23 protein-coding genes, 1 tRNA gene and 1 other RNA gene are annotated in these 24,593 nt (G+C 50.0%); 13 read left to right on the top strand and 12 right to left on the bottom strand.

What is annotated here, in order from left to right:
- Positions 1-65 precede the first annotated feature (65 nt).
- On the bottom strand, positions 66-671 hold the full coding sequence (locus ACMV8I_RS04015) for a thymidine kinase (protein WP_498863903.1): 606 nt from the start codon (positions 669-671) through the stop codon (positions 66-68).
- Between the two features lie 651 nt (positions 672-1,322).
- On the opposite strand from ACMV8I_RS04015, the gene hns reads away from it, so the two are divergent.
- Positions 1,323-1,730 (top strand): histone-like nucleoid-structuring protein H-NS, encoded by a 408-nt coding sequence (gene hns, locus ACMV8I_RS04010; RefSeq protein ID WP_188471801.1) that lies wholly within the window; start codon positions 1,323-1,325, stop codon positions 1,728-1,730.
- Between the two features lie 380 nt (positions 1,731-2,110).
- On the opposite strand, the gene ACMV8I_RS04005 is transcribed toward hns, so the two are convergent.
- From ACMV8I_RS04005 to rssA, 4 genes are all read right to left on the bottom strand, one after another.
- The gene (locus ACMV8I_RS04005) at positions 2,111-3,118 is read right to left on the bottom strand and encodes an NAD-dependent epimerase (protein ID WP_498863902.1); all 1,008 of its coding nucleotides are present in this window, start codon (positions 3,116-3,118) and stop codon (positions 2,111-2,113) included.
- 8 nt (positions 3,119-3,126) lie between these two features.
- Complete coding sequence (locus ACMV8I_RS04000; RefSeq protein WP_498863901.1) at positions 3,127-4,470, bottom strand: UDP-glucose dehydrogenase family protein; 1,344 nt, start codon at positions 4,468-4,470, stop codon at positions 3,127-3,129.
- A gap of 213 nt (positions 4,471-4,683) precedes the next feature.
- On the bottom strand, positions 4,684-5,697 hold the full coding sequence (gene rssB, locus ACMV8I_RS03995) for a two-component system response regulator RssB (RefSeq protein WP_498863900.1): 1,014 nt from the start codon (positions 5,695-5,697) through the stop codon (positions 4,684-4,686).
- A gap of 96 nt (positions 5,698-5,793) precedes the next feature.
- Entirely contained in the window at positions 5,794-6,717 is a 924-nt protein-coding gene (gene rssA / locus ACMV8I_RS03990; protein WP_498863899.1) for a patatin-like phospholipase RssA, read from the bottom strand.
- 142 nt (positions 6,718-6,859) lie between these two features.
- Between rssA and ACMV8I_RS03985 the strand changes: the two genes are divergently transcribed.
- The 4 genes from ACMV8I_RS03985 (at position 6,860) to ACMV8I_RS03970 (ending at position 8,703) form a co-directional block, all read left to right on the top strand.
- Complete coding sequence (locus ACMV8I_RS03985; RefSeq protein WP_498863898.1) at positions 6,860-7,324, top strand: YchJ family protein; 465 nt, start codon at positions 6,860-6,862, stop codon at positions 7,322-7,324.
- Positions 7,325-7,399: 75 nt separating this feature from the next.
- Entirely contained in the window at positions 7,400-8,248 is an 849-nt protein-coding gene (gene purU / locus ACMV8I_RS03980; RefSeq protein ID WP_498863897.1) for a formyltetrahydrofolate deformylase, read from the top strand.
- 196 nt (positions 8,249-8,444) lie between these two features.
- Positions 8,445-8,529 (top strand) — tRNA-Tyr (locus ACMV8I_RS03975).
- A 44-nt stretch (positions 8,530-8,573) separates the two neighbouring features.
- Positions 8,574-8,703: non-coding RNA, RtT sRNA (locus ACMV8I_RS03970), on the top strand.
- Positions 8,704-8,753: 50 nt separating this feature from the next.
- Here the strand turns inward: ACMV8I_RS03970 and ACMV8I_RS03965 are convergent.
- The 6 genes from ACMV8I_RS03965 to pspA form a co-directional block, all read right to left on the bottom strand.
- Entirely contained in the window at positions 8,754-9,824 is a 1,071-nt protein-coding gene (locus ACMV8I_RS03965) for a TIGR01620 family protein (RefSeq protein ID WP_498863896.1), read from the bottom strand.
- Complete coding sequence (locus ACMV8I_RS03960) at positions 9,821-11,218, bottom strand: YcjX family GTP-binding protein (RefSeq protein ID WP_498863895.1); 1,398 nt, start codon at positions 11,216-11,218, stop codon at positions 9,821-9,823. Before ACMV8I_RS03960 ends, ACMV8I_RS03965 begins: the two co-directional genes overlap by 4 nt.
- The gene (locus ACMV8I_RS03955; protein WP_498863894.1) at positions 11,193-11,441 is read right to left on the bottom strand and encodes a phage shock protein PspD; all 249 of its coding nucleotides are present in this window, start codon (positions 11,439-11,441) and stop codon (positions 11,193-11,195) included. Before ACMV8I_RS03955 ends, ACMV8I_RS03960 begins: the two co-directional genes overlap by 26 nt.
- 124 nt (positions 11,442-11,565) lie before the next feature.
- A complete protein-coding gene (pspC, locus tag ACMV8I_RS03950) occupies positions 11,566-11,925 on the bottom strand; it encodes an envelope stress response membrane protein PspC (RefSeq protein WP_498863893.1) in 360 nt (119 codons plus the stop codon).
- Entirely contained in the window at positions 11,925-12,152 is a 228-nt protein-coding gene (pspB, locus tag ACMV8I_RS03945; RefSeq protein ID WP_498863892.1) for an envelope stress response membrane protein PspB, read from the bottom strand. The genes pspC and pspB overlap by 1 nt, the downstream gene beginning before the upstream one ends.
- A gap of 88 nt (positions 12,153-12,240) precedes the next feature.
- A complete protein-coding gene (pspA, locus tag ACMV8I_RS03940; RefSeq protein WP_498863891.1) occupies positions 12,241-12,912 on the bottom strand; it encodes a phage shock protein PspA in 672 nt (223 codons plus the stop codon).
- A gap of 230 nt (positions 12,913-13,142) precedes the next feature.
- Between pspA and pspF the strand changes: the two genes are divergently transcribed.
- Positions 13,143-14,150: a phage shock protein operon transcriptional activator gene (pspF, locus tag ACMV8I_RS03935; protein WP_498863890.1), complete on the top strand. Its 1,008-nt coding sequence runs from the start codon at positions 13,143-13,145 to the stop codon at positions 14,148-14,150.
- A gap of 232 nt (positions 14,151-14,382) precedes the next feature.
- Here pspF and zigA read toward each other — a convergent pair whose 3' ends face one another.
- A complete protein-coding gene (gene zigA, locus ACMV8I_RS03930) occupies positions 14,383-15,570 on the bottom strand; it encodes a zinc metallochaperone GTPase ZigA (RefSeq protein WP_498863889.1) in 1,188 nt (395 codons plus the stop codon).
- 216 nt (positions 15,571-15,786) lie between these two features.
- Between zigA and sapA the strand changes: the two genes are divergently transcribed.
- The 7 genes from sapA (at position 15,787) to dtpA (ending at position 24,543) form a co-directional block, all read left to right on the top strand.
- Positions 15,787-17,463: an ABC transporter substrate-binding protein SapA gene (sapA, locus tag ACMV8I_RS03925; RefSeq protein ID WP_498864712.1), complete on the top strand. Its 1,677-nt coding sequence runs from the start codon at positions 15,787-15,789 to the stop codon at positions 17,461-17,463.
- A complete protein-coding gene (gene sapB, locus ACMV8I_RS03920) occupies positions 17,460-18,425 on the top strand; it encodes a putrescine export ABC transporter permease SapB (protein ID WP_498863888.1) in 966 nt (321 codons plus the stop codon). Before sapA ends, sapB begins: the two co-directional genes overlap by 4 nt.
- Positions 18,412-19,302, top strand: coding sequence for a putrescine export ABC transporter permease SapC (gene sapC, locus ACMV8I_RS03915; protein ID WP_498863887.1), 891 nt, complete (start codon positions 18,412-18,414; stop codon positions 19,300-19,302). The genes sapB and sapC overlap by 14 nt, the downstream gene beginning before the upstream one ends.
- Positions 19,302-20,294, top strand: coding sequence for a putrescine export ABC transporter ATP-binding protein SapD (gene sapD / locus ACMV8I_RS03910; protein WP_498863886.1), 993 nt, complete (start codon positions 19,302-19,304; stop codon positions 20,292-20,294). Before sapC ends, sapD begins: the two co-directional genes overlap by 1 nt.
- Positions 20,294-21,109: a putrescine export ABC transporter ATP-binding protein SapF gene (gene sapF, locus ACMV8I_RS03905; RefSeq protein ID WP_498863885.1), complete on the top strand. Its 816-nt coding sequence runs from the start codon at positions 20,294-20,296 to the stop codon at positions 21,107-21,109. The genes sapD and sapF overlap by 1 nt, the downstream gene beginning before the upstream one ends.
- Positions 21,110-21,253: 144 nt before the next feature.
- Positions 21,254-22,459: a CMD domain-containing protein gene (locus ACMV8I_RS03900; RefSeq protein ID WP_498863884.1), complete on the top strand. Its 1,206-nt coding sequence runs from the start codon at positions 21,254-21,256 to the stop codon at positions 22,457-22,459.
- Positions 22,460-23,028: 569 nt separating this feature from the next.
- Positions 23,029-24,543 carry a dipeptide/tripeptide permease DtpA gene (gene dtpA / locus ACMV8I_RS03895; RefSeq protein ID WP_498863883.1) on the top strand — a complete coding sequence of 505 codons (1,515 nt, stop codon included), beginning with the start codon at positions 23,029-23,031 and terminating at the stop codon, positions 24,541-24,543.
- The last annotated feature ends 50 nt before the right edge of the window (positions 24,544-24,593 follow it).

Genomic DNA, 24,593 nt, shown 5'->3' with positions numbered 1-24,593 from the left:
TGAAATAAAAAACCCGCTTCGGCGGGTTTTTTATTTTTAAGTACAAATATAGCCTGCCGGGGCGCTCACGCCTCCTCAGATACGTCACTGCTGCATTCCGCCATCGCCTCTTTGAAATGCTTACGGCAGACGGAGACGTAGCTCTCATTGCCGCCTATCACCACCTGCGCGCCATCGTGAAGCGGTTCACCATGTTCATCAAGTCGTAATACACGATTAGCTTTACGCCCGCAGTGGCAGATAGTTTTAAGCTCAACCAATTTATCTGCCCAAGCCAGCAAATATTCACTGCCCTCAAATAATTCCCCTCGGAAATCGGTACGTAATCCGTAGCAGAGCACTGGAATATCCAACTCATCGACAACATCCGTCAATTGGGCAACCTGTGCTTTTGAGAGGAACTGACTTTCATCAATCAAAACGCAGTGTATCAACTGCTGAAGGTGCTCCTGCGCTACCATAGCGTAGAGTTCACTTTTTTTGTTATAGAGCTGCGCCTCTGATGATAAACCAATTCGAGAACTTACTTTACCCACACCAAATCGGTGGTCAATTTCTGCGGTTAATACTAACGTGCGCATTCCACGTTCTTGATAGTTATAAGAAGACTGTAACAAAGAGGTCGATTTTCCGGCATTCATTGCCGAATAGTAAAAATAAAGTTGTGCCATAGACCGGCAGCTCCGTAGGTATATTGGGGCGTAAGTTCTGTGTTATCAATTGTATCATAAGGTTCAAACTAGCCAACATAGGGTTCTAACGTGCTACAAATTCTGCGATGACAACATTTTTTTCTTGCGTAGCATCACAGTTATTTACAATCGAATATTAGGAATAAGTTTAAAACATATAAGTTTTATCTGGTTAACTCGTTGAGAAACGATGTGGGCACGCGCTATATAAGTTAGACAACAATTTATCTACTTAGCATTGAATGCTCACAGCATGGGTATATCCCACATTACCTTTAGCATCGCTAATCAACCGGGTTGCTTAAGCCAAGATAGTATTAGCTATTTACTGGCAATCTGCCTGATTCCTGTGCCGAAATCGACGCGTTTAATTTGGTACAATTACAGCTTGAAGTTATAAAACCTCATGACAGCGCTCACAAAAAGTCACCATCCGCATATTGAAATTTAGCTTATAGACGCAAGATAAATAGGGTTCTTTAAGGCGATTATATTTTTATCAAACAATGCAATTAAGGTTTTAAAAGAGTAAATTCTCGTCAAATAAACAAATTGGCTATTGCAGAACGCTAGAGAGCAATCTATTATTAGTTAACAACGCCTCCCACCAATATAATTGAGACTAGTATAATGAGCGAAGCATTAAAGATTCTGAACAACATCCGTACTCTGCGCGCGCAAGCAAGAGAATGCACTCTGGAAACTCTGGAAGAGATGCTTGAGAAATTAGAGGTTGTAGTTAATGAGCGCCGTGAAGAAGATACTCAGGCAACTAAAGATATCGAAGAACGCACTCGTAAACTGCAGCAATATCGCGAAATGCTGATTGCTGATGGCATTGATCCTAACGAATTACTGCAAACTATGGCTGCGACTAAAGCCACAGGCAAAGCAAAGCGTGCTGCACGTCCAGCCAAATACAAATATATCGACGAGAACGGCGAAAACAAAACCTGGACTGGTCAGGGCCGTACTCCAGCAGTGATCAAGAAAGCTATCGAAGAACAAGGCAAAAAGTTGGATGACTTCTTGCTGTAATAGTTTATTACCGCTCTCGCTTAATTTTACTTATAAAACCTGCCCTGGTCGGCGGGTTTTTTGTTTTGACTCATGCAAAAACTGACTACAACTCAGTAAACAGATGAATTGTGATTACCATTTGTAGAAATATTCAACAATTATATAACCAAGGGAAACAGGGTATATACCCAAAATAACTCAAGCTGCAGGACTGATCTGCAGTAAGCAGATTTGAACGTTGCTTGTAGCGGCCCCTAATGCTCGTCAATCCCGGTGAGTTTGCGTGAGTCAATGATCCAGGTGAGTAACCGTAGCCAATGCAATGGCAAGTATCCTGGGTAAAAAGTGAATGTAAAAAGGGCTGCCGTAGCAGCCCAGAGCTAGCCTACACCCTCGTTTTAGCTTGGGTAGAACGTCCGATACCAATTAACGAAGTTCTTTACCCCCTCGTCAACCGGTGTCTCAGGCCGAAAATCAATGGCTTCGTATAATGCCTGGGTGTCTGCACTGGTCTCAAGTACATCACCGGGTTGCATCGGCAGCATGTTTTTACGTGCCTTAACACCCAAAGCTGATTCAAGCGCCTGGATATATATCATCAAACTTATCGGATCACTATTGCCGATATTGTAAACCTTATAAGGTGCCGAACTGCTTGCCAGTGACCCCTGTTCTACCGTCCAGTTATTATCAACCACAGGAACTACATCCTGCAGGCGTAATATGGCCGCAGCGATATCGTCGATATAGGTAAAGTCCCGTCGCATTTCCCCATGGTTATAAACATCAATGCTATCCCCTGCAAGAATAGCTTTAGTGAACTTAAAGAGGGCCATGTCAGGCCGCCCCCAAGGTCCATAAACCGTGAAGAATCGTAAACCCGTGGTTGGCAGTCCATAAAGATGTGAATAGCTGTGAGCCATTAACTCATTCGCTTTTTTCGTGGCCGCGTATAAAGAAATCGGGTGATCTACAGAGTCTTCCGTTGAGAACGGTTGCTTTTTATTAAGCCCATACACAGAACTCGATGAAGCATAAAGTAGATGTCCCACCTTATTATACCGACATCCTTCCAAAATATTGACGAAACCAATCAGATTTGAATCCGCATAGGCCAAAGGATTTTCGATTGAATATCGAACACCGGCTTGCGCAGCTAAATGAATAACACGGTCAAAACGGTGTTGCTCAAACAATGCTGCAATGCCTGCGCGGTCGGCCAGATCCAGTTTTATGAACTGAAAGCCGTCTTTATTTTCGAGCTGTGCCAGGCGCGCAAGTTTCAGGTTGACGTCATAATAGTCATTCAGATTGTCAATCCCGACAACCTTATGGCCTGCTACCAGCAGAAGTTGTGACACATAGAAACCAATAAAACCCGCCGCGCCAGTAACCAGATATTTCATGAATACTCCTACAGAACCGGGTTGACTGATGCACCACGGCCAATACCGTAGTAAGTGAACCCACGTTTTTCTAAACGTTCAGGATCGAATAAATTACGACCGTCAAAAATGACGGGTTCTTTTAATGCATTTTTGATGACATCAAAATCTGGGGCGCGGAAATTCTGCCATTCGGTACAGATAATCAGCGCATCGGCGTTTTGCAATGCCGATTCTTTAGTTCCCATCAATTCGAGATCGTCCCGATAACCGTAGATCCGCTGAGTTTCATTCATTGCTTCCGGATCATAAGCTTTGATTTTGGCACCCGCGGCCCACAGCTGTTCCATTAATACACGGCTGGAAGCTTCACGCATGTCATCTGTATTCGGTTTAAATGACAGTCCCCATAAAGCAAAGGTTTTACCTTCCAGGTTCTGCCCAAAGTGACGGTTAATAAACTCAGGCAATTTATACTTTTGTTGGTAATTAACCTCTTCTACCGCTTTTAACAGTTTCGGCTGGTAACCAATCTGTTCCGCAGTACGGATCAAGGCTTGCACATCTTTCGGGAAACATGAGCCACCGTAACCACAACCGGGATAGATAAAGTGATAGCCGATACGGGAATCAGAACCAATACCCTGACGGACTTTCTCAATATCAGCACCCAGCATTTCCGACAGATTCGCCATCTCATTCATAAAACTGATTTTCGTTGCCAGCATGCAGTTGGCAGCATATTTGGTCAACTCAGCGCTGCGGATATCCATCAGGATCATACGATCGTGATTGCGGTTGAAAGGTTCGTAAAGCTCGCGAATCGGGTCAATTGCATCTGGATTATCTGTTCCGATAACAATGCGCTCGGGACGCATGCAGTCGGAAACTGCGGCGCCTTCTTTAAGAAACTCAGGGTTTGAGACTACGTTGAAGTCGATATCAACACCGCGTTGTTTTAGCACTTCTGTCATTACCGCACGGACTTTATCCGCAGTGCCGACGGGAACGGTTGACTTATCGATAACAAACTTAGGTTCTGTCATATGTTCAGCGATAGTGCGTGCAACAGCAGTAACGTATTTCAGGTCTGCTGAACCGTCTTCATCGGGCGGTGTGCCAACGGCAATAAACTGCACTGTGGCATGCGCCACACCTTCGGCTGCATCGGTGCTGAACAATAGGCGCCCGGCTTCATAGTTCTGTTTAACCAGTGGTGTCAATCCTGGTTCAAAAATCGGAATGTCACCATTTTTAAGGTTTTCTACCTTTTTTGCGTCAACGTCGATACACAAAACTTCGTGGCCGACTTCAGCCAGAACCGCCGCCTGAACAAGTCCTACGTAACCAATGCCAAAAACTGTTACTTTCATCAGCGAATTCCTTTTAAATTTTTTAAACAATGTGAAGTAGTGAGTTAAATTTCTGCAGCGCATTATACCAGCTTCAGGCGTAAGTACCTCTGCAAAGGCAAGTTTTGCATAAGATACGTCTTAGAATAATAATATTAAACATGAATATAGAGGGTTATGCAGAGGAAATACTGATTATTATTAAGGCATTATTCTTATTGGTAAGAAATAGGCTCACTCAGTAGACAGCATTAATCTCAGACGCCCACCCGAACCCCATACCTGACATTGGAAAGCCTCGCATCGCTGACTTATCTGATTCGAATAGGTTGAGCCTGTCGTGCCAAGCGGTACGCCATTACTCAACTGAATTTGGTGAGTACCCGTATTCACATTAGCATGCAGTCCGGCACTCACTAAGATAAGATTTTTTTGGGTGGCGTTATAATAACCGAGTAACAAAGGAAATTGTCCTTCAAGGCGAGCCTGTTTAAACAACTGATTTACCTGTTTAAGTAAGGTCGACATCTGGGGCAGTCTCTGATGTTGATCGCTTAGATGCTCACGCAACAATCCATCAAAAATGGCCCGAAGCAGCAATGCGGCCAGTACGCCATTTTCTTTTGCGCGCGTCACATCCAGACAATAAAAACCCAGATCTGTCGAAGACAGTGCCGCTATATCCAGCACCAGCCCGGCATTTTCTGCCATCGTCAGCTGACGATAATTGATCCGGCAATTTCCCAGGGTTTGTTGTACGGGAGGTTGAAGTTCCTGAAGTAACCTTGCCGCCTCTTTAGGATTACGGCACAGGGCCTCCCAGTCCTGCATAAGATCACTTTTCTGTAACGCCTGGGAGGTGAACAACTTAGGGAATAAACTCGCCAGAAGCGCATCGCGCAGACGCTGAAGATCGTTGATAGGTTTAAGCAGAACATCCTCAACGCCCAGGCGCAACATCGTTGCTACGTCAGTCATTTTATCAGTGGCAGAAATGACCAAAACTGGGATTTTTATCCCCTGCAGGCGTAAGTTCTCGACAAATTCAATCCCTCCCATTTCAGGCATCGCCAGATCGCATAAAATGAGGTCGGGTGGATGATCTTCTACCAGTGCTAAGGCTTCAAGTCCGTTGACTGCTTCGGTGAAGGTCGCACCCAATGAACTCACATACCCAGCTAGCAACGAACGGAAAACGGCTTCGTCTTCAACGATCAGAATGTGCTTGCTCGTAAGTGGTCTATCCATCAGGGTCTCCCAGTCATTCTTCTCTTAATAGTGGCCCATAAAGCCTGAATTTGCTTGTCAGAATTGTCAGATTCCTTTAATGAATTTTTAATCTACTTAGAAAGGTTTGTTTTTTATCAATGGGAGTAACTGCTCTCTTTGCTTTTCAACTGCCAACCTTCCCGCTTCGATTGCCTCCTCTGCACGATGAAAATCTAACATGGAAATCTGCGGGCAGTAAGGCTGTAAAATGACATCTGGGGGGTCTCCTGCCATGCGGTTACGTTTCAACCGATTCTCGAGAACCTGGATCGAGGTAGACATAATTTCCATAGCCGTCGGGCTGACATCTGGCCGCCGGACCCGCGGTCGTGAAAGCCGCTGCCGGATTTTATTACGCCATCCGAGGTCTTTATCGTCTTCTAAGGTATCCGGCGTCACGGGGGCCGATAGAAGATCCTGATGCATCAGATGTGCATCATGTTGAAGATCGACTGCGATGACGATATCTGCACCCAAAGCGCGCGTCAGTGAAACCGGCACCGGGTTGACGACCGCTCCATCGACCAGCCAGTAACCATTGTACCAGACCGGAGCCAAGAGGCCGGGCATACTGCAAGAAGCACGAATCGCCAAATGTAAATCTCCCTGGGTCAGCCATAGCTCCCGGCCGGTGCTTAGATTAGTCGCTACGGTACCAAACTTAATGTGGCACTGTTCGAAATCGTTCACCCGAATCAGTTGCGCGACCGCATTAAAGACCCGCTCACCGCGTAACAAACCACCGCGACGCCATGAAAAATCCATCAGTCGCAACACATCCCAGTAACTGAATGAGCGAACCCAACTCTCCATCGCAGGCAAGCGGCCACTAACCTGTGCGGCTCCGACCAATGCACCGACCGAACATCCCGCCACTACGTCAATTTGGATCCCCATCTCTTTGAGGGCATTAATGACCCCGATATGTGCCCAACCCTTCGCAGCACCTGCGCCAAGCGCCAGCCCGATCTTGAATTGTCTGTTCGTGCCTGTATTCACTTCCATTTACGATGGCTCCAGCCCGTTGGCTTCTGATTGACAGTGCAAGTGCGTTGTCACCCGGCAGGGTTGTTAGGTAACATATCGTGATAATGCATTCAATAGCGCAACCCACGCGGTTCTTGCCCATCCAGGAGTTACTTTGTCACATCCCTGTCCTTGCGGAAGCGGTGCAGCGTTTGAAAAGTGTTGCCAACCTTTTCTTCTTAACGCGCTTTTTGCACCTACCCCGTCAGCGCTGATGCGTTCGCGTTACAGTGCTTACGAGATGAAAAATGCCAATTATCTGATTGAGACCTGGCACCCCGACTGCCAACCAGCACGCTGGCGTGAAAGTCTGGAACAAAGCTTCGCCACCACACAATGGCTTGGCTTAAATGTCATTGCCCAGCAAGAGGGTAAAAGCAGCGATGAAGGCTATGTTGAATTTGCCGCACGTTTCCAGGAACAAGGCGCGGAAGAAGTACATCTGGTGCATGAACGTTCGCGCTTTCTTCGAATGAATGAACGCTGGTACTATATCGACGGAGTCAAACCGCAGATCGGCAGAAATGACATTTGCTCGTGTGGTTCTGGCAAAAAATATAAGAAGTGTTGCGGTCACTAACTCTGCCTGGCAGATTTTCCGCTCCCTTACGACGACATCCAGAATTACGACACACAGGACAGGATCCTCACCGCCATGCCGCAACAGAATGTACAAACCAAGGTATTACGCACCATTTGCCCAGATGCCAAAGGCCTGATCGCCAAAATCACCAATATTTGTTACAAGCACGAACTGAATATCGTGCAGAACAATGAGTTCGTTGACCACCGCACCGGCCGTTTCTTTATGCGCACGGAGCTTGAAGGTGTTTTCAATGACAACACGCTGCTCGCCGACCTTGACAGCGCCCTGCCGAAAGGCTCAGTGCGAGAGCTTCAAAGTACTGGCCGTCGCCGTATAGTGGTTCTGGTGACCAAAGAAGCACATTGTCTGGGCGATCTGTTGATGAAATCTGTCTACGGTGGGCTGGATGTAGAAATTGCTGCAGTCATCGGCAATCACGACACTCTGCAAACTTTGGTCGAACGCTTTGATATTCCGTTCCATCTGGTCAGCCACGAAGGCCTGACCCGCGAACAGCACGATAGTGCCATGATCGAGCAGATCGACCAGTATCAGCCCGACTATGTGGTTCTGGCGAAATATATGCGCGTCCTGACACCGGGTTTTGTGCAGCACTATCCGCATCAGGTGATCAACATCCACCACTCATTCTTACCGGCATTTATCGGCGCCCGGCCTTACCAACAGGCTTACGAGCGCGGCGTAAAAATCATCGGTGCCACGGCACACTATGTGAATGACAGCCTTGATGAAGGCCCAATCATCATGCAAGACGTGATTAATGTCGATCACACATACACCGCAGAAGATATGATGCGTGCTGGCCGCGACGTTGAAAAAAACGTCCTCAGCCGCGCGCTTTACCACGTCCTGACTCAGCGCGTCTTCGTTTACGGTAACCGCACCGTTATTTTGTAATACGCGCCCGACGGTGCTTTTTGTACAGAGAAGCACCGCCACGGGCAAAAAAACATCAAACGAACATTATTATCAGTTTCAGCACTTTACAGCTTCGATTCATTTGGTATTATGCGCCCCGTTCACAGCAACAGCCTACGCAGTGAATGAAGTTTGCGCTTTATGCAGTACACAATTCAAAATCCACGAATTTCGTGGTGGGGTTCCCGAGCGGCCAAAGGGAGCAGACTGTAAATCTGCCGTCATCGACTTCGAAGGTTCGAATCCTTCCCCCACCACCATCTCAAATACGCACTGTTCCCTTCATTTTTTACTTATCTCCAAATAAATATACAGTTCGGGAAGGATAGAGAATCTTCGACCCGAAGGTTCGAGCCGAGCGAAGCGAGACAACGTTGCGCAGCAATGACCCGCAGGGCGAGGCCAACGGCCGAGTCATCCTTACCCCACCACCATCTGAAATACGCTTCAATATCTTCCAAATACGTTACCAAAAATAACGGGCTTAAACACCGACGTTACGCTTATCTGTCTTCTGTAAACTGGCCTTCAGTTTGCCAATCAGCTCACTGCGGAAATCTCCGAGTTTAGGCTTATCGCCTTCCAGCCACGGCAACGGGCGACACAACTCCATGGTTTTAATCCCCAGACGTGCGGTGAGTAATCCAGCACCGATACCCTGCGCAGCACGGGCGGACAGCCGCGCAGCCAGATCCTGCGACATCCAGTCCATACCCACTTCGCGCACCAGCTCGGAGGCACCAGCAAAAGCGATATTAAGCAGCACCAACCGAAACAAACGCAGGCGGCTGAAATAGCCCAATTCAATGCCATACAGTACGGCAATCCGGTTAACCAGACGCAAATTGCGCCAGGCGATGAATGCCATGTCCACCAGTGCCAACGGGCTGACGGCGATCATCAGCGCAGACTCTGCCGCTGAATGGCTGATTTCGCGCCTTGCCTGTGCATCCAGAACCGGTTGCACTAAACACGCGTACAGCTCGACCACTTCGCGGTCGTTTTGCGTTTCATGCAAAGATGCCATCCAGCGTTGCAGCGCCGGATGGCTGTTGTCCAGCCCGGCCTGCGCCGCCAGTTTTTCGCAGAATACCCGCCCCTGCCCGAGCCCGTGGCTATGCAATAAGTCTCTTGCGGTGTCACGGTCGTCAGCGCGTTGCCGCAAACGGTAGAGTCGACGCCATTCGGTCAACACTGACCCGACGCCCGCCACCACAATCAAAGCACCGGCGGTACAGGCACCGAGCGCCACCCAATCCTGCTGGATCCATGCGCTATGAACCCATTGCACCCCTTGCCCAACGACGCTGATACCCAATACCGCCAGCCCCAGACGTACCATTTTGCCCCACAGACTGCGGCGCGGTTTCAGCACGCGGTTGATCACCGCTTCGGCTTCGCCTTCCTGCTGCTCAATTTCCAACTCGGTTGAGTTCACGGGCAAAAAACGCTCAGCCACTGCGCCATCAAATGTCTGACCGGCACGCAGGAAAGGTTGTTCAGGCTCTTTCAATTCCTGTTCGAAATCGATACGCGGTTTGATTGGCTCGCTCATCGCATTTTATCTCCCAGTAAAAACTCCATCACCGCATCAAGGCGGATATGCGGTAACGGCGTATCCACGCTCATTTCACGCGGACGGAACTCATCAAAATGAAAACCCTGCTGCTGCCAGAAGGCGGCACCCGGCAAACGCGCGGGTACTTCGCCGGGGAACACCGTGAGCGGTGCGCCGTCGCTCAACCGATGACCTTTAAGCGCCGGAAGGGGCTGCCCCTGATATTCCACTATGCCCGTTTCGGTGGCCTGCACCGATGCCAAACCGGCGCAATCCATGCTGATCCCCTCAAAGGCGGCATTTTGCCAGGCTTCCTGTACCAACTGTTGTAACAGCGATACCAGATTAGCGTGCTGATCGCCGGTGATGTGGTCCGCCTTGGTCGCTGCAAACATCAATTTGTCGATGCATGGGTTAAACATGCGGCGAAACAGCGTACGTTTACCGTAGTGAAAACTTTGCATCAGCTGCGTCAGCGCCAGCCGCATATCATTGAATGCCTGCGGACCACTGTTGAGCGGTTGCAGGCAATCCACCAGCACAATTTGCCGGTCAAAGCGGACAAAGTGTTCTTTGTAGAAACCCTTCACGATCGACTGGCAGTAATAGTCAAAACGGGCGCGCAGCATACCCAGATTGCTGTGCTTGTCTGCCTGGGCTAGCTGAGCATCGTTGTATTGCTGCATCTCAGGCCAGGGGAAAAACTGCAGCGCTGGCGCACCGGCCAGATCGCCGGGCAGCACAAAACGGCCAGGCTGAATAAAGTGCAGCCCTTCCTTCTTACAGCGGGTGAGATAGTCAGTGTAGGCCTGCGCAATAGCGGCCAATTGATTTTCGTCAGCCGGTGCCAGCGGGTCACACGGCTGGCACAATGTCAGCCACGGCTTTGCCCACTCCGCTCGCTCACCCTGCAATAGCCCGGCCATCTGCCGGGACCACTCAAGATAACGTTGTTCCAGCATGGGCAAATCGAGCAGCCATTCGCCGGGATAATCGACAATTTCCAGATACAGCGTCGACGTATCTCTGAAGTGTCGCAGCAAAGAGTCATTGGAGCGGTAACGTAGCGCGAGGCGAATTTCACTCACGCCACGCGTCGGCGTTGGCCAGTTGGGTGGAGTGCCATGTAGCTGCGCCATACCTTCATCATAGGTAAAGCGTGAGACGCCGAGATCGCGCTGCGGAATACGTTTAACACCGAGCAGTCGCTCTTCGCGGGCGGCGGAAAAAAGGGGCAAACGTGCGCCGCTGTGCAGATGAAGCAGCTGATTGACGAAAGCGGTGATGAAAGCGGTTTTACCGCTACGGCTAAGACCGGTTACGGCCAGACGCAAGTGCCGGTCCATTCCGCGATTGACCAGTGAATTAAACTCGTTTTGTAGCCTTTTCATTACTCTCCCTGGCGTAGCGACCAAACAACGCAGTCAGAATACGTTTGAATAACGGTTCTAATAATAGAGCTAAAACGTAACGCAGTGGACCGTTTCCTGCCACTCTCAGCACACGTGCCGCCATACCGGCAGGCCCAAAGGTCAGCGCCAGCATAATGACAAACTTGAAGATTTTCTTCAGCAGGCTGCTGCTACCCGGCAGCGAGGAAGTCAGAGTACGCATAATAAGTTGATTCCTTTGGCGCGAGAGAGGAGAAGCGTTGCCGTCTAATGTTGTCAATAAAGCGTCGCGGCAACGTTTGAAGCGGTAGTGGGTCCGAACCTTGTCGTTTAATGATGACGAAAGTTTAAAGCTGACGAAAACGGCTGCGTACCCCAAAGGTTTCAGAAGTCACATAGCGTTCAACCTGACGTAAACGCTGTTCGCTGGCCTTCAGCTCGCGGTCGGCTTCGTCAAGTAAGTTGCGAGGCGACGGCGCATTCTCATCATCAAATTCATTGGCAGGTACGGGATCCAGTACATAACTGAGGATCACGTAGGCCACAAAGGTAAACATAAATAAACCGAAGAATATCGACAGTACGGCCATGATACGCAGTAGTTTAACCGGCACGCCGAGATAATGAGCAAGCCCGGCCAGTACCCCTTTGATCATGCCCTCTTCCGGCACCCTATATAATTTTCGCTCAGATAATCCTGTCGCCATTATGATTGCCTCCAGGTTGGATGCTCAGCGTCCAGAATCTCTTCCAGCGCCTGAATTCGTTCACGCATGCGGCGTGCATCTTGGGTTAACTGAGTGAGATTTTGTATCTCATGCTGCGTTAGCTGACTGCCATTTTGTGAACGGTTGCTGTAGTGAAGCCAAAGCCAGATAGGCGCCACAAACAGCACAAAAATGGTCAGTGGAATGGCTAAAAACAGGAAGCTCATTGTCTCTCCTTATGAGTCTTATTATTGCCGGGAATGAACCCGAGTCAGTGATAATCTGCCTTAGAAACGGCAGATTTATCGATACCACCTATGCGTCAGGTGCGTTCTGCATCTTGGCTTTCAACGCTGCAATCTGCGCACTGATTTCATCGTCGGCTTTCAGCTCGGCAAACTGCTGGTCCAGTGACTTCTTTTTACCGACGCTGACGGTTTCCGCTTCGGCTTCCATGTGATCGATACGGCGTTCGAACTGTTCAAACCGCGCCATTGCCTCATCAATTTTACCGCTGTCTAGCTGACGACGCACATCGCGTGATGACGAAGCAGCCTGATGGCGTAAGGTCAACGCCTGCTGACGAGCTCGTGTTTCGGTCAGTTTATTTTCCAGCTCACCGATTTCAGACTTCATCCGGTCAAGCGTCTCTTCAACGGTGGCGACTTCATTTTTCAGCGTGACAACTAAATCCGTCAATTTCTGTTTTTCGATCAGTGCCGCACGCGCCAGGTCATCTTTATCTTTACGCAGCGCAAGTTCGGCTTTGTCCTGCCATTCGGCCTGCTGGGCTTCACCCTGCTCAATCCGACGCTTCAGCTGTTTCTTCTCAGCCAGAGCACGGGCTGAAGTTGAACGTACCTCGACCAGCGTGTCTTCCATTTCTTGGATCATCAGGCGTACCAGTTTTTGCGGGTCTTCAGCTTTATCCAGCAACGTGTTGATATTGGCATTTACGATGTCAGCGAAACGAGAAAAAATACCCATAATCGAAATTCCTCTTTGATTCTGTGGACTACCGGTCAAATCAGTTACCGGTGAAAAAAGTCAGCCAAAGGCTTCCTGTACAGTGAATCTATATCAAATCCCATGCCAACTTTTTGAACTGATTATCTCAATGAATAATAATGATTTTTTTATTTTTTCATCTCTTATACTTTTTTATCGTATGATTAAATTCACTAAGGGTTGGTATTTTTCACCACATAGGAATCACCATGAACAACACGACAGATAACCTCCTCGGCGAAGCCAACGCCTTTATAGAAGTCCTCGAGCAAGTCTCCCGTCTGGCTAAGCTGAATAAACCGGTACTGGTCACCGGTGAGCGCGGCAGCGGTAAGGAGCTTATTGCACACCGTCTGCATTATTTGTCGCCTCGCTGGCAGGGGCCGTTTATCTCGCTCAACTGCGCCGCGCTGAATGAAAACCTGCTCGACTCGGAACTGTTCGGTCATGAGGCTGGGGCGTTTACCGGCGCACAGAAACGTCATCTGGGGCGCTTTGAGCGCGCGGACGGCGGCACATTATTCCTCGATGAGCTGGCCACCGCCCCGATGCTGGTGCAGGAAAAGTTACTGCGGGTGATTGAATACGGCCATCTGGAGCGCGTCGGCGGCAGCCAGCCGCTGCAGGTTGACGTACGGCTGGTTTGCGCCACCAACGATGATCTACCGGCTCTGGCCTCCGCCGGGAAATTCCGTGCCGACCTGCTCGACCGCCTGGCGTTTGATGTCGTTCAGTTGCCGCCTCTGCGCGAACGTCAACAGGACATCATGTTGCTGGCCGAACATTTCGCTATCCAGATGTGTCGGGAACTCTCCCTGCCACTGTTTCCAGGTTTTACGGCCCATGCACGCAATACACTGCTGCAATATCGCTGGCCGGGCAATGTGCGCGAACTAAAAAACGTCGTTGAACGCTCCATGTACCGTCACGGCAGCAGCGAGTTTCAGCTCGACGATATTATCCTCGACCCCTTTGCTAAAAAATCCTCCCTTCAGGAAGACAAACATGCTACATACGGCCCGGTTGCACGGCCCGATTTACCGCTGAATTTTAAATTATGGATCAACGAACAGGAAAAACAGCTGATTGAACAAGCATTACGGCAGGCACGCTTTAACCAACGAAAAGCGGCGGACTTACTGGCGCTGACGTATCATCAATTACGGGGGATGTTGAAGAAACATGACATTCAGGTCAATGTACAGGAAAGTGGCTAAAACAGGCAAAAAAAAGCCAGCACCCGAGCTGGCTAAGTAATACTGGAAGCAATGTGAGCAATGTCGTACCGGTCGATTCAACGCCCAAGCGGGCATCTCTCTTCCGGAAAAACGAATGATAATAGTTATCAGTATCGTCTGTAAAGGTGTTATTGAGAATATTTCTCATTACCACACTAAGCGTGCCACTACTTGTTTATCAAAAAAAGCATAGCCATGAAACTGGTGTGGATCACCATTGTGGGAAGGGATCGGCCATAGACATCCAGCTGTCAATCCCCTCTGCCATCTGCTCAACACTCAACAAGCAGCCGTCGAGTAGGCGAATAATCTCATCTTTATCAATATGCTGACCGATAAACACCAACTCCTGACGCATATCGCCAAACGGTTCCTGCCATTTGTCCATAATACTTGCGCGGGTCTCCGGGTCATGCGGCCAGTCACTTTCTGGCAGCCCACGCCAGAAAATGCCAGCCATGCCGTAACGAGCAATACCACCTGCCTGACTCCAATTACCGGCATGGCGGGGACGCGTTGCCAGCCAAAAAAAACCTTTAGAGCGTAATAACGTACCGCCGCCCCAGTCACCATGTACCACGCGATAGAATTTTTCAGGGTCAAAAGGACGGCGTGCCGTGTAGACAAAACTACTGATACCGTACTCTTCGGTTTCAGGCCGGTGTTCTCCTCGCAGCTCTTTAAGCCAGCCCGGCGCTTGCTGCGCCCTGGTGAAGTCAAAACGATGAGTATTCAGCACGCGTTCCAGCGGCAGGCTGCCTGGCCAAATAGGTAGAATATCGGCCTGAGGGTTCAGACTTTTCAGCAACGCCACCACTTCCCGCTGTTGAGCAGCATCGAGCAGGTCAGTTTTGCTGACCAAAAGTACATCGCAAAATTCAATCTGGTCGATCAGCAAATCAGTAACGCTGCGCTCATCGTCTTCACCCAGGCTTTCACCGGCTTCCTGAACGCTGCGTGCCTCCTGATATTGCAGCATAAAATTAGCGCCATCGACCACCGTCACCAGCGTGTCAAGTCTGGCAAACTGCGACAGGCTCCGCCCATCTTCGTCCTCGAAGGTGAAGGTTTCAGCCACCGGTAGCGGTTCTGAGATGCCGCTCGATTCGATCAGTAAATAGTCGAAACGCCCGGCCTGCGCCATCTCACGCACTGAAATCAACAGATCCTCGCGCAAAGTACAACAAATACAGCCATTGCTCATCTCCACCAGCTTCTCCTGCTGGCGGTCGAGGGTGATTTCATTGGAAATCAACGCCGCGTCAATATTCACCTCGCTCATATCGTTGACAATCACGGCCACGCGCATGCCCTGCCGGTTATTAAGAATATGATTTAGCACGGTAGTTTTACCGGCGCCAAGGAAACCGGACAGCACAGTAACAGGTAATAAAGACATGTTGACCTCACGAGGACGAATGCAAATCTGATGCATTTCGATTAAATGTTACGATATAACATTACAATTAATGGCTATTTTCAAGATCTTTCTTGCCGAGTCTTGCAAATAATTGCGTGAAGTCTCGACATACAGGACGGAGTTTTGCGCAATGAATTGGGGAGGCTGGCAGAGTACGGTACACTTAAGCTATTGCTAATTAACATTGAAGCCTTTATGCGTCGTTTACCTTTGTGGATGCTGTTGCTGGGCGGTCTGGCTAATGCGGCCACTGCCGCACCCATGCCCCCTCCAGCCAAACCGCCTGTTGCCAGTTCACCTGTTACCAGGCAAAACAGCGATATCCGCCAGAGCGGGTTTGTCTATTGCGTCAATGGGATGATCAACACGTTCAACCCGCAGAAAGCCAGCAGTGGTCTGATTATCGACACCCTCGCTGCTCAGTTGTATGACCGGCTGCTCGATGTTGACCCCTACACTTACCGGCTGGTCCCCGAACTTGCACAAAGCTGGGAAGTGCTTGATGACGGCGCTACCTACCGTTTTCATTTGCGTAAGGATGTGCCTTTTCATAGCACGCAATGGTTTAAACCTACACGCATGATGAACGCTGACGATGTGGTCTTTAGCACCCAGCGTATTATCGATCCGAACAATCACTATCACGCCGTCAACGGCGATCAATACCCCTACTTCGACAGTCTGCAATTTGCCAGCACGGTCAAAAGTGTGAAAAAACTCGATGATTACACGGTAGAGTTTCGTCTAAATAATCCGGACGCTTCTTTCCTGTGGCATTTGGCAACGCACTACGCGCCGGTTTTATCGGCGGAATATGCCAATAATTTGCAAAAAACGGGCAACGAAGAGCAGATCGACCGTGAACCGGTCGGTACAGGGCCTTTCCAGCTAAGCGAATACCGTACCGGCCAGTATGTGCGTCTGGCACGCAATGGTAAGTACTGGAAGGGTGTTCCGCGCATGTCGCAGGTGGTGATTGACATGGGCGTGGGCGGGACCGGTCGTCTGTCAAAACTGCTGACCGGTGAGTGCGATGTGCTCGCCTATCCGGCGGCAAGTCAGCTCTCTATTTTACGTGATGACCCACGCCTACGTCTGACGCTGCGCCCCGGCATGAACGTCGCTTATCTGGCTTTCAATACCAGTAAAGCGCCGCTTAACGATCCCCGTATCCGTCAGGCGATTGCACTGTCGATTAACAATCAACGTCTGATGCAATCGATCTACTACGGTACCGCTGAAACCGCAGCCTCTATTCTACCTCGTGCCTCCTGGGCTTATGACAGCAATGCCAAAGTAACCGAGTTTGACCCAGATAAAGCCCGCAAAATCCTCAAAGATCTGGGGCAAGACAAACTGACGCTGCACTTATGGGTGCCCACTGCTTCACAATCTTACAACCCGAGTCCACTGAAGACTGCTGAGTTGCTACAGGCAGATTTGGGTCAGGTCGGCATAAAAGTGGTGATCGTACCGGTCGAGGGGCGTTTTCAGGAAGCACGCCTGATGGAAATGAACCATGATCTGACGCTGGTCGGCTGGGCGACAGACAGTAACGACCCGGACAGCTTCTTCCGTCCGATGCTGAGCTGCGCGGCAATCCGCTCGCAGACCAACTATGCTCACTGGTGTAACCCCGAATTTGACCAACTACTGCGCCAGGGACTGCTGTCGCAACAACTTTCCCAACGTATCGAGTATTATCAGCAGGCGCAGAAAATTCTCGAACAGCAGTTGCCGGTTTTGCCACTCGCTTCTTCCTTGCGCCTGCAAGCCTACCGTTATGATATCAAAGGGCTAGTGCTAAGCCCGTTTGGTAACTCATCTTTCGCCGGAGTATTCCGCGACAGTGAAATGAGGAAAGCGCCATGATCATCTTTATTTTACGGCGTGTATTGCTGTTGCTGATCACCTTGCTTCTTCTCAGCATAGTGGCGTTCAGTCTGAGCTATTTTACGCCGAACGCGCCCTTACACGGAGCATCGCTGTGGGACGCATATCACTTCTATTTTTCAGGTGTTCTCCAGTTTGATTTTGGCGTTTCAAGCATCAACGGAGGAAATATCAGTACTCAGCTTAAAGCAGTATTCCCAGCCACGATGGAGCTTTGCGTACTGGCGTTTACCTTTGCGCTACTGGTGGGGATCCCTCTTGGGATCACGGCGGGGATGATGCGAGGTAAATGGCCTGACGTTGCCATCAGCACACTCGCGCTGATTGGCTTTTCGATTCCAATTTTTTGGCTGGCGCTATTACTGATGCTGTTCTTCTCACTGCAACTCGGCTGGCTGCCGGTTTCAGGACGACTTGATTTACTTTATCAGCTTAAAACCGTCACCGGCCTGACGCTGGTAGATGCCTGGTTATCAGATTCACCCTACCGCCATGAAATGATAGCAAGCGCCATTCGACATATGATTTTACCGATTGCCGCTCTGGCCGTCGCGCCGACGACGGAGGTTATCCGTCTGATGCGCATTGGCACTGATGACGTGTTGGAAAAAAATTATGTAAAAGCCGCGGCGACCCGCGGATTATCCCGTCTTACAATTATTCGTCGTCATGTGCTGCGTAACGCCCTGCCTCCAATTATTCCGAAACTAGGCCTACAGTTCTCAACCATGCTCACGCTGGCAATGATCACTGAAATGGTTTTCAACTGGCCGGGGATCGGCCGTTGGATGATTAATGCAATTCGCCAGCAGGATTATGCAGCAATTTCGGCCGGAGTGATGGTGGTGGGTACCTTGGTGATCATCGTGAACGTATTGTCGGATATCCTCGGCGCAATGATGAATCCGCTGAAGCATAAGGAATGGTATGCCCTACGATAATGTATACCGTGAAAAACAGATGCCCAGCCCGTTCCGCCAAATGTGGAGCATTTTCTATCGCGACACCCTGTCGATGATTGGCTTTTATGGTGTCCTTGGCCTGCTACTTCTATGCATCTTCGGACACCTGTTGGCACCTTATGCGCTGGATCAGCAATTCCTCGGCTCCCAATTGTTGCCGCCTTCCTGGTCGAGCAATGGCAACGTGGCATTTTTCCTCGGTACCGACGATCTGGGCCGTGACTTGCTCAGCCGTATTCTTACCGGCGTCGCCCCAACTATCGGTGGCGCGGTTGTTGTAACACTGGTAGCCGCATTTATCGGTGTGATCATTGGTGTTCTGGCTGGGATCACCCGTGGCCTGAGATCCGCCATACTCAACCACATTCTTGATACCCTGCTTTCTATTCCTTCATTGCTGCTGGCAATCATTGTCGTCGCTTTCCTCGGCCCTAAGCTGGAGCATGCCATGTTGGCCGTGTGGCTGGCACTGTTGCCCCGTATAGCCCGCACCATATACAGTGCCGTGCATGATGAGCTGGAAAAAGAATATGTTATCGCAGTCCGTCTCGACGGAGCCTCGACCTGGCAGATCCTACGCTATGCGGTGTTGCCCAATATCGTTGCCGTGCTGGTCACCGAGTTTACCCGCGCATTGTCTATGGCGGTGCTGGATATTGCCGCACTCGGTTTCCTTGATTTAGGAGCACAGCTACCTTCATCAGAATGGGGAGCAATGTTGGGTGACTCGCTGGAACTGGTTTACGTTGCTCCATGGTCAGTGATGCTGCCCGGTGCCGCGATCCTGGTCAGCGTCTTACTGATTAACCTGCTGGGTGACGGAATGCGTCGAGCAATAAATGCGGGGGTGGAATAATGCCGTTACTCGATATCCGCAATTTGACCATTGAATTTATGACGGCAGACGGTCCGGTAAAAGCAGTTGATCGCGTCAGCATGACGCTCAATGCAGGTGAAATACGCGGCCTAGTCGGGGAGTCTGGGTCAGGTAAGAGTCTGATTGCAAAAGCCATTTGCGGCGTAACCAAAGAAAACTGGCGCATCACTGCTGACCGCATGCGGTTCGATGATATCGATTTGTTGCGTCTCACACCGCGCGAACGTCGTCAGCTCATTGGACAAAACATTTCGATGATCTTCCAGGAACCGCAATCCTGTCTCGATCCTTCTGAAAGTATCGGTAAACAGCTAATTCAAGCCATTCCCGGTTGGACTTACAAAGGCCACTGGTACCAACGCTTCCACTGGCGCAAACGCCGGGCTATAGAGTTGCTGCATCGCGTCGGAATTAAAGATCATAAAGACATCATGGCCAGTTTCCCATACGAACTGACCGAAGGCGAATGCCAGAAAGTGATGATCGCCATTGCGCTGGCTAACCAACCGCGCTTGTTAATTGCTGATGAACCGACCAACGCGATGGAACCCACAACCCAAGCGCAGATTTTCCGCCTGCTGTCGCGTCTTAATCAGAATAACAACACCACTATTTTACTGATCAGCCATGACCTGCAAATGATGAGCAAGTGGGCCAACCGCGTTAACGTGTTGTATTGCGGACAAACCGTAGAGAGTGCCACGTGCGAAGACCTGCTGGCAGCGCCGCATCACCCTTACACTCAGGCGCTGATCCGTGCGACACCTGACTTTGGGCGCTCTTTGCCGCATAAAAGCCGCCTGAATACCCTGCCGGGGGCCATACCCTCCCTGGAACATCTACCGATCGGTTGCCGGCTCGGCCCACGCTGTCCCTACGCACAGAAAAAATGTATCGAAACGCCGCGTCTACGTTTGGTGAAAACCCACGCTTTCGCCTGCCACTTCCCGCTCAACATGGAGGAGCAATAATGGCTGAAACCCTGCTCGAAGTGCGCAACCTGAGTAAAACCTTCCGCTATCGTACCGGCCTTTTTCGCAAAATGGATCTCGATGCGGTTAAACCGGTCAGCTTCACGCTGCGAGAACGCCAAACGCTGGCAATCATCGGTGAAAATGGCTCAGGGAAATCGACGCTGGCCAAGATGCTTTCAGGAATGATTGAACCGACAAAGGGTGAGATCCTGATTGATGACCATCCGCTGACTTACGGCGATTATCGCTTTCGCAGTCAGCAAATCCGCATGATTTTTCAGGACCCCAGTACGTCACTGAATCCGCGCCAACGCATCGGGCAACTGCTGGAAGCGCCGCTGCGCCTTAATGGTGAGCTCGATGGCCCACAGCGCGAACAGCGTATTAACCAGACCCTGCGGCTGGTAGGCATGCTGCCTGACCATGCCTATTACTATCCGCACATGCTGGCTTCCGGCCAGAAACAGCGGGTCGCGCTCGCACGCGCACTGATACTGCAGCCCAAGGTGATCATTGCCGATGAAGCCCTCGCGTCATTGGATATGTCCATGCGCTCGCAGATCATCAATATGATGCTTGAGTTGCAGGAAAAACAAGGCATCTCCTATATCTACGTGACTCAGCATCTCGGCATGATGAAACACATCAGCGATCAGGTCATCGTGATGCATGACGGGGAAGTGGTAGAACGCGGTAACACAGCAGAAGTACTGGCGGCCCCGTTGCATGACTTAACCAAGCGGCTAATATCCAGCCACTTTGGTGAAGCACTGACCGCCGACGCGTGGCGTCGTGATGGTAAAAAACCTTAGGGCGCCTTTCCTGTCGGTTTCTACCGATATTTTCAGCCCTACTATTCTATTTAGCTATTATTTATCGCTTAACATTATTTTATCTGGCAGCGCGTATCGGTAAGGATAGGGTCTGAAATACTGCCTGATGCAAAGGACCCGATCATGGAAAAACAGCACCGCGCCGTTCATCACGGCTGGTATCACGAAACACAATGCAGCCAGCACGGTAAACGGCCAACAGAACCTCGGGCAGAGCAACTCCAGGATTGCTTTTTGCTGGGCCTTGATACTCAACTGGACCCAGCGTTACGCCAGTTGTTTAGTGAACACAGCGGCCTTCTGCAAGCATCTCGGGCCAGTTACGAAAGCTTATTTTCTGAAAAGGTGACATTGTCACGCACAACACTGTCGCTGTATGACCGCCTGAGCAGCGCTTTGACGGTAGCTCAGGTTACCGGTGTACAGACGCTTTGTAGCCATTATGCCGCCCGCCTAGCTCCACTCTCCAGCTCCGATGCCTCACGTGAAAGTAATATCCGACAGACCCAAATAACCCAGTTCGCCCGTTTGCTGGCCACTCAGCCAACGCTTATCACGCCTCCGATGCTGCAGCAGCTTGGCGGCGTTGGTCTAAGTACGCGAGATATCGTTACCTTCATTCAACTGATTGGTTTTGTCAGCTATCAGGCACGTGTGCTGGCCGTACTGGGAGCGATGCGTGGACGTGTAGCCGCCGTGTTACCAGGCTTTCCTTCGCCGGAACCTTGCACTCAACAGGGATTTTCCCTGACACTGCGCCAGTGGCATGCCCGTTTACCGGAGGTTGATCTGGCCTTGGCCAGCAAACACCAGCTTGATGTACTGGATCTCATTGCACCGGATGCGCGTTCCTCTTCATTTTACCGCCTGCTGGTGCAGGATGCTCCCTGTCTCAGTGAGTTCTCAGCCGTTTTTAACCACTTGATGCATGCAGGGGAACAAAGGAAAACCATCTGGCGAGAACTGGCAGCGGTCACTACATCACGGCTTAACGGTTGTCTGTATTGTGCCGGGATCCACGGACGCTTGTATCTGGAGGCCGGTGGTGAAAAGGGGCAAATTGATGCGTTATTTAATGTGCGAGAGGGGGGTGAAAACAAAACAGATGCAGCATTTTTGTTCGCTGAGAGGACGACTCCCGGCCAAGTTTTATTGCAGGTCACGGAGACACTGACGCGTACGCCGGAAAGGTTCGATGCCGATGAGCTTCATGCATTATCTGATGCGGGCTACAGCGGGGCACAGTCACTAGATATTCTGTTAACCAGTGCTTTTTTTGCCTGGTCAAACCGCGTAACACAGTCTTTAGGTGATACTACTGCATCATAAATTACCCTTGCACTTACCCTGACTATCAGCCTGTTTTGCCCGGGCTGATAGCTAAATTCAACGACGCTGGCTGCATGACTATCTTCAAAAGTCGTATTAATCTTATTTTTCAGCTGAAATTTAGTGTTAACAAGCAAAGTTGATGACGCGACTATCGTCGGCTTATTTGTAAGCGTCTCCCTGCCCCGATCCTTATTCATAAAGTTCTGCTTTAAAAGAATTCTACAACGCATATGCACTGTCCATTCACTTAAAATCAATAAAATTCACTATTAAAAAAATAAATAACCAGATAATACACAAAAAACTCACCGTTTATTATTTATACGATAGATTCATTTGCCGTATGGCTAAAACATAATTTTTAATTCTGCATAACATTTCGAACACAGTTTCATCAGGCGGGATAAGATATATGTAACGGAATATGTAAAAATCCTTGCCTCGTTTACGAAGATAGGGAACATTACCCGCCGTCATCCCATCTTATAACAATGCAAAGGGTGCTTAATTCGCGCCACTTTTGCGTCTCCTGTCGTTCAGGACAGGGAGTGATAACAGAGGTATTTGTGTCAACAGCAAACAAAAACACATCAAAGGATGAAAGCGTCAGCCTTAATGCTTTCAAACAGCCCCGAGCGTTCTACCTGATCTTCTCCATCGAGTTATGGGAACGATTTGGTTATTACGGTCTGCAAGGGATCATGGCGGTTTACCTGGTCAAAATGCTTGGCCTGAGTGAAGCGGACTCCATCACCCTGTTCTCGTCGTTCAGTGCGCTGGTTTATGGGTTCGTTGCCATCGGTGGCTGGTTGGGCGATAAAGTCCTCGGATCAAAACGTGTGATCGTGCTGGGTGCGATAGTTCTGGCGTTGGGCTACTCATTCGTTGCCTATTCCGGCCACGACATTTTCTGGGTCTACCTCGGTATGGCGACCATTGCCGTCGGTAGCGGTCTGTTCAAAGCAAACCCATCCTCATTGCTTTCAACCTGCTACGAAAAAGATGACCCGCGTCTTGATGGCGCATTCACCATGTATTACATGTCGGTGAATATCGGTTCCTTCTTCTCTATGTTGGCTACGCCCTGGTTGGCTGCCACGTATGGTTGGAGCGTCGCGTTTTCTCTCAGCGTGGTTGGTATGTTGATCACTCTGCTTAACTTCATGTTCTGCCGCAAATGGGTTAAACGCCAGGGTTCTAAGCCAGACTTTGAGCCATTGCAGGTCAAGAAACTGCTGATGGTGCTGGTCGGCGTGATTGCGTTGGTATGTATTTCCAGCTGGTTGCTGCACAACCAGAGTATCGCCCGTCTGGTTCTGGCCGTTGTCTCTGTCGGTATTATTATTATTTTCGCCAAAGAAACTTTTGGAATGAAGGGCATTGCACGCCGTAAAATGATTGTTGCCTTCCTGCTGATGCTGGAAGCAGTAGTGTTCTTTGTGCTTTATAGCCAAATGCCGACGTCACTAAACTTCTTCGCTATCCATAACGTTAACCACGATCTGCTGGGCCTCAACTTCCAGCCAGAACAGTTCCAGGCGCTTAACCCGTTTTGGATCATGGTTGCCAGCCCTATTCTGGCGGCGATTTACACCAAAGTTGGCGACCGCATGCCAATGCCACACAAGTTCGCTATCGGTATGGTGTTATGCTCCTGTGCATTTCTGGTACTGCCGTGGGGCGCAAGTTTAGCCAATGAAAATGGCATCGTTTCCGTAAACTGGCTGGTGTTGAGCTACGCCATGCAAAGTATCGGTGAGCTTATGATCTCTGGTCTGGGCCTGGCGATGGTGGCACAGTTGGTTCCACAGCGCCTGATGGGCTTTATCATGGGCGCATGGTTCCTGACTACCGCGGCTGCGGCGATCATTGCCGGCTATGTTGCTAACCTGACCGCCGTGCCTGCTGATATTCAGGACAGCCATGCTTCTCTGGCGATTTACAGCCACGTGTTCCTGCAGATTGGTATCGTCACTGGCATCATTGCTCTGCTGATGCTGCTTACCGCATCTAAACTGCATCGAATGACGTTAGAGCGTGAAGACGATGACAAGGCACATGAACTGGCTGCAGCGAAGTAAATACTGAACACGCTCCACGATGATTGACGAACGCCTCCGTAAGGGGGCGT

The organism is Ewingella sp. S1.OA.A_B6 (genome assembly GCF_049889095.1).
GTDB lineage: Bacteria > Pseudomonadota > Gammaproteobacteria > Enterobacterales > Enterobacteriaceae > Ewingella.
Note: the sequence above shows the minus strand (reverse complement) of the source record. Positions and strands in the feature narration are given on the sequence as shown.

What these genes read in the sequence shown, in the direction of transcription:
- ACMV8I_RS04015 (WP_498863903.1), bottom strand. Translation starts at nt 671, where the DNA reads ATGGCACAACTTTATTTTTACTATTCGGCAATGAATGCCGGAAAATCG.
- hns (WP_188471801.1), top strand. Translation starts at nt 1,323, where the DNA reads ATGAGCGAAGCATTAAAGATTCTGAACAACATCCGTACTCTGCGCGCG.
- ACMV8I_RS04005 (WP_498863902.1), bottom strand. Translation starts at nt 3,118, where the DNA reads ATGAAATATCTGGTTACTGGCGCGGCGGGTTTTATTGGTTTCTATGTG.
- ACMV8I_RS04000 (WP_498863901.1), bottom strand. Translation starts at nt 4,470, where the DNA reads ATGAAAGTAACAGTTTTTGGCATTGGTTACGTAGGACTTGTTCAGGCG.
- rssB (WP_498863900.1), bottom strand. Translation starts at nt 5,697, where the DNA reads ATGGATAGACCACTTACGAGCAAGCACATTCTGATCGTTGAAGACGAA.
- purU (WP_498863897.1), top strand. Translation starts at nt 7,400, where the DNA reads ATGCCGCAACAGAATGTACAAACCAAGGTATTACGCACCATTTGCCCA.
- ACMV8I_RS03965 (WP_498863896.1), bottom strand. Translation starts at nt 9,824, where the DNA reads ATGAGCGAGCCAATCAAACCGCGTATCGATTTCGAACAGGAATTGAAA.
- ACMV8I_RS03960 (WP_498863895.1), bottom strand. Translation starts at nt 11,218, where the DNA reads ATGAAAAGGCTACAAAACGAGTTTAATTCACTGGTCAATCGCGGAATG.
- ACMV8I_RS03955 (WP_498863894.1), bottom strand. Translation starts at nt 11,441, where the DNA reads ATGCGTACTCTGACTTCCTCGCTGCCGGGTAGCAGCAGCCTGCTGAAG.
- pspC (WP_498863893.1), bottom strand. Translation starts at nt 11,925, where the DNA reads ATGGCGACAGGATTATCTGAGCGAAAATTATATAGGGTGCCGGAAGAG.
- pspB (WP_498863892.1), bottom strand. Translation starts at nt 12,152, where the DNA reads ATGAGCTTCCTGTTTTTAGCCATTCCACTGACCATTTTTGTGCTGTTT.
- pspA (WP_498863891.1), bottom strand. Translation starts at nt 12,912, where the DNA reads ATGGGTATTTTTTCTCGTTTCGCTGACATCGTAAATGCCAATATCAAC.
- pspF (WP_498863890.1), top strand. Translation starts at nt 13,143, where the DNA reads ATGAACAACACGACAGATAACCTCCTCGGCGAAGCCAACGCCTTTATA.
- zigA (WP_498863889.1), bottom strand. Translation starts at nt 15,570, where the DNA reads ATGTCTTTATTACCTGTTACTGTGCTGTCCGGTTTCCTTGGCGCCGGT.
- sapA (WP_498864712.1), top strand. Translation starts at nt 15,787, where the DNA reads ATGCGTCGTTTACCTTTGTGGATGCTGTTGCTGGGCGGTCTGGCTAAT.
- sapB (WP_498863888.1), top strand. Translation starts at nt 17,460, where the DNA reads ATGATCATCTTTATTTTACGGCGTGTATTGCTGTTGCTGATCACCTTG.
- sapC (WP_498863887.1), top strand. Translation starts at nt 18,412, where the DNA reads ATGCCCTACGATAATGTATACCGTGAAAAACAGATGCCCAGCCCGTTC.
- sapD (WP_498863886.1), top strand. Translation starts at nt 19,302, where the DNA reads ATGCCGTTACTCGATATCCGCAATTTGACCATTGAATTTATGACGGCA.
- sapF (WP_498863885.1), top strand. Translation starts at nt 20,294, where the DNA reads ATGGCTGAAACCCTGCTCGAAGTGCGCAACCTGAGTAAAACCTTCCGC.
- ACMV8I_RS03900 (WP_498863884.1), top strand. Translation starts at nt 21,254, where the DNA reads ATGGAAAAACAGCACCGCGCCGTTCATCACGGCTGGTATCACGAAACA.